The organism is Caulobacter sp. GW821-FHT10C03, from assembly GCF_059415485.1.
In genome coordinates this window covers 25,906-30,520 of the sequence record NZ_JBWKNI010000034.1, presented here as the reverse complement: position 1 = coordinate 30,520, position 4,615 = coordinate 25,906, and the positions used below count along the sequence as shown (strand labels likewise).

The following is a 4,615-nucleotide window of genomic DNA, read 5'->3' as shown; positions in this document are numbered from 1 at the left end:
ACCTGCGGCTGACCGGCCGGGTGGTCGCCGCCCCCGGCGGCCGCGCCGCCGTCGCGGCCCCGGTCGGCGGCTCGGTCGAACGGGTGCCGGCCGCGCCCGGGCTGACCATCGCCGTCGGCGCGCCGCTGGCGAGCCTCCGCAGCGCCGAGGCGGCCGCCTTCGCCGCCGAGACCCGCGCCACCGCCGCCGAGGCCCAGGCCGCCCGCGCGGCCCTGGCCCGCGAGGAGCGGCTGTTCGCGGCCGGCGTCACCGCCCGCCAGGAGGTCGAGGCCGCGCGCGCCTTAACCACCCGCGCCGAGGCCCAGGCCGTCGCCGCCCGCGCCCGCAGCGCCGCCTCGGGCGGTCCGGACGCTTCGGGCCTGGTGACGATCCGCAGCCCGATCGCCGGCGTGGTGCTGGCCCTGCCGGTCGCGCCGGGCGGCTTCGTCGCCCAGGGCGGACCGGTCGCCGAGATCGCCGATCCCGGCCAGGTCGAGGCGGTGTTCAACGCCCCGGCCGAGGCGCTAGCCGCGCTGAATGTCGGGACGTCGCTGCGCATCCTCGGCCCCGACGGGACCGAGACCGACGCCGTGATCGTCGGCGTCGCCCCCATGGCCCAGGACGCCACCGGCGCGGCCGTGGTCCGCGCCCGGCCGCGCGGCGGCCGGCTGGCGGCGGGCGCGGCGGTCAGCGCCGCCTTCGCCACTGGAAGCGGCGGCGCCCTCGCCGTGCCGTCCGAAGCCGTCCAGACCCTGGAAGGCGCGCCGGTGGTGTTCGTCGCCGAGGCCAAGGGCTTCCGCGCCCGGCCGGTGACGGTGGGCAAGTCGGGCGCGGGCCTGACGCAGATCCTGTCGGGCCTGAAGGCCGGGGAGCGGGTCGCCGGCCGCGGGGCCTTCGTGCTGAAGGCCGAACTGGCCAAGGGCGAAGCCGGGCATGGGGATCACTGAGCCATGCTGAGCAAACTCGTAGCCTTTTCGGTCCGCCGCCGCTTCGCCGTGGTGGCCGCGACCCTCGCCGTCGCCGCGTTCGGGGTCGTGGAGCTGTTCAAGCTGCCGATCGACGCCACGCCCGACATCACCAACAAGCAGGTGCAGGTGACGACCGTCGCCCCGGCCCTGTCGCCCGAGGAGATCGAGCAGCGGGTGACGACGCCGGTCGAGACGGGCCTGGGCGGCGTGCCGGGCCTGGTCGAGACCCGCTCGATCTCGCGCAACGGCTTCAGCCAGATCACCGCCGTCTTCGAGGAAGGCGTCGATATCTACTTCGCCCGCCAGCAGGTGGCCGAACGGCTGGAGGCGGTGCGCGCCGACCTGCCGGCCGACGCCAAGCCGGCCATCGCCCCCGTGACCACAGGCCTGGGCGAAGTGATGATGTGGACGGTCGAGTACAGGCCGGTGAAGTCGCCCCGCGCCGGCGTTCCCGGTCCGCAACCCGACGGCGGCTACCTCACGCCCGAGGGCGAACGGCTGGTCTCGGAGAAGGACAAGGCCACCTATCTGCGCACCGTGCAGGACTGGATCGTGACGCCGCAGTTGCGCACGACCAAGGGCCTGGCCGGGGTCGACGCCATCGGCGGTTACGTCAAGGAATACGCCGTGCGGCCCGTTCCGGCCCGGCTGGCGGCCTATGGCGTCGGCCTGAACGAGCTGGTCGAGGCCGTCGAGCACGCCAACACCGTCGCCGGCGCGGGCTACATCTCGCGCGGCGGCGAGGCCTTCGTGGTGCGGGCCGACGCGCGGGTGACCTCGCTGGCGGACCTGGCCTCGGCGCCGGTGACCAGCCGGGGCGGACTGGTGGTGCGCGTCGCCGACGTCGCGGCGGTCGAGATCGGCCAGGCCGCGCGGCTGGGCGCGGCCCAGGAAAACGGCGAGGAGGTGGTGATCGGCACGGCCCTGATGCGGGCCGGCGAGAACAGCCGAACGGTGGCCAAGGCGGTCGGCGAGCGGCTTAAGGCCATCGCCCCGTCGCTGCCGCCGGGCGTGGCGGTCAAGACGGTGCTGGACCGCACCGATCTGGTCGACCGCACCATCGCCACCGTGCGCCGGAACCTGGCCGAGGGCGCGCTGCTGGTCGTGGTGGTGCTGTTCCTGCTGCTGGGCAACGTGCGGGCGGCGATCATCACCGCCCTGGTCATCCCACTGGCCTTCCTGGTCGGGGTGATCGGCATGAACCGCTTCGGGGTCAGCGGAAACCTGATGAGCCTAGGGGCGCTGGACTTCGGCCTGCTGGTCGACGGGGCCGTGGTGGTGGTCGAGAGCACCCTCACCCGCATGGGCGCCCGCCGCGCGCTGGAGGGCCGCGACCTGACCCTGGCCGAGCGGCTGGAGGAAGCCGCCGGCGCCGCCGCGAAGATGGCCAAGCCGGCCGCCTTCGGCCAGGCGGTGATCCTGCTGGTCTACGCCCCGCTGCTGGCGCTGGAGGGCGTCGAGGGCAAGATGTTCCAGCCGATGGCGGCGACGGTGATGCTGGCCCTGGCCGGCGCCTTCGTCCTGACCTTCACCTTCGTGCCGGCGATGACGGCGCTGCTGGTCAAGGCCCCCACGACGGCGCACCAGGAGACCAAGGTCGAGACCCTGGCGCGACGGCTGATCGAACCCGCCACCCGCTGGGCGGTCGATCGGCCGCTGGTGGTCGGCCTGGGCGCGGCCGGCGCGGTGCTGGTCGGGCTGCTGGTCTTCCTGTCGCTGGGGCGGGAGTTCATGCCCACCCTGGATGAGAAGGACGTGCTGGTTCAGGCCCTGCGCACGCCCAGCGCCTCGCTCGAGCAATCGATCGAGATGCAGGGACGGCTGGAGGAGGCGCTGCTCAAGGTTCCCGAGGTGGCCTTCGTGTTCTCCAAGACCGGCACGGCCGAGATCTCGACAGACCCGATGCCGCCGTCGATCAGCGACACCTTCGTGGTGCTGAAACCGACGCGCGACTGGCCCGACCGCGGCCTGAAGAAGGCCCAGGTGGTCGAGAAGATCGAGCAGGCGGCCGCCGGCCAAATCGGCTCGGCCTACGAGATCACCCAGCCGATCCAGATGCGGTTCAACGAACTGATCTCGGGCGTGCGCTCGGACGTGGCGGTGAAGATCCATGGCGACGACCTGGCCGCCATGGAGCGGACGGCCGGCGAGGTGGCCGCCGCCCTCGGCAAGATCCGGGGCGCGGCCGACGTGCGGGTCGAGCAGGTGTCGGGCCTGCCGATGATCACCGCCGAGGTCGATCGGGCCGCGGCGGCGCTCTATGGCCTGCACGCGGCCGACGCCGCCGACGCGGTGCAGATCGCCCTGGCCGGTCGCGAGGCCGGACGGGTGTTCGAGGGCGACCGGCGCTTCGACGTGGTGGTGCGGCTGCCCGACGCCGCCCGCAACGACCTGGCCGTGGTCGCCCAGACCCCGCTGGCGATCAACGACGGGGCGGGCTTCGCGCCGCTGGGCTCGGTGATCCGCTTCAAGGAGGGCGAAGGCCCCAACCAAATCAGCCGCGAGAATGGCAAGCGCCGCATCGTGGTGCAGGCCAATGTGCGCGGCCGCGACCTGGGCGGTTTCGTCGACGAGGCGCGTGCGGCGATCGGTCGCGAGGTCGAGCTGCCGCCCGGATCCTGGACCAGCTGGGGCGGGCAGTTCGAAAACCTGCAACGAGCCGAGGCGCGGCTGGGCCTGTTGGTTCCGGCCGTCGCCCTGCTGATCGGCGGGCTGCTCTACCTGGCGCTGGGCTCGGCCCGGCAGGCGGCGCTGGTGTTCGCCTGCGCGCCCCTGGCGCTGGTGGGCGGAACCCTGGCCCTGGCGGCCCGGGGCATGCCGTTCTCGGTGTCGGCCGCCGTCGGCTTCATCGCCGTGTCGGGGATCTCGACCCTGAACGGCCTCGTGCTGCTGCAGGCCATCGGCGAGCGGCTGGAGGCGGGCCTGGCGCCGGCTGTCGCGGCCGTCGAGGGGGCGATGTCACGGTTGCGGGCGGTGCTGACCACCGCCCTGGTGGCCATGCTGGGCTTCCTGCCGATGGCCCTGGCCCACGGTGCGGGCGCGGAGGTGCAGAAGCCCCTGGCCACGGCGGTGATCGGCGGCCTGGCCGTGGCCACCCTGCTGACGTTGGTGGCCCTGCCGAGCCTCGCGGCCCGGCTGGCGCGCCCGACGAGGGCTCGCGACCTCTGACGTCCGGTCGCGGCGTCCGGGGAAAGTCGACGCGCCGACAACCCTGCGACGCCGCGACCTGCTACACACGTAGAGATGTATTCACCCGAGACGCGACCATTACCCCTCCAGTACTGCAAAATAGTGCGCATCACATATGCGCCCCAGGAAACCGTAGCGCTTTTTAATTAGGCCGATCGATGTATTTACTTACCAATCCATTAAGATCTTAATTCCCTCCGAAGGGGGAAACCTCTTCTTCGCCCGTAACAATAGAAGCTCGGGCAGGACATTAAGAGGAGGAAATGCGAATGAATACTCTGCGCAATCTGATCTTGGAGGAAGACGGCGCCGCCGCGGCGGAATACGCCCTCATCCTGGCGATCATCGGCAGCGCCATCGCCGTGGCGGCCGTGCTGCTGGGCACCAACATCGGCACCGCCATCACCGACGCCGCCACCTGCGTGGCCAATCCGTCGGCCGCCAACTGCTGAACCAAGTCGTCGGCGACGCGGGCGGCA

At 72.4% G+C, this 4,615-nt stretch carries 3 protein-coding genes; all 3 read left to right on the top strand.

From position 1 onward, the window contains the following. On the top strand, window positions 1-926 hold a 926-nt coding region (locus tag AC07NG_RS25305), incomplete at its 5' end, for an efflux RND transporter periplasmic adaptor subunit (RefSeq protein WP_494597118.1). Window positions 927-929: 3 nt separating this feature from the next. Beyond that, window positions 930-4,115, top strand: a complete 3,186-nt coding sequence (locus tag AC07NG_RS25300) for an efflux RND transporter permease subunit (protein ID WP_494597116.1) — start codon at window positions 930-932, stop codon at window positions 4,113-4,115. 284 nt (window positions 4,116-4,399) lie between these two features. Then, window positions 4,400-4,588, top strand: coding sequence for a Flp family type IVb pilin (locus AC07NG_RS25295; RefSeq protein ID WP_199228579.1), 189 nt, complete (start codon window positions 4,400-4,402; stop codon window positions 4,586-4,588). Window positions 4,589-4,615 lie beyond the last annotated feature (27 nt).

What these genes read in the sequence shown, in the direction of transcription:
- AC07NG_RS25300 (WP_494597116.1), top strand. Translation starts at nt 930, where the DNA reads ATGCTGAGCAAACTCGTAGCCTTTTCGGTCCGCCGCCGCTTCGCCGTG.
- AC07NG_RS25295 (WP_199228579.1), top strand. Translation starts at nt 4,400, where the DNA reads ATGCGAATGAATACTCTGCGCAATCTGATCTTGGAGGAAGACGGCGCC.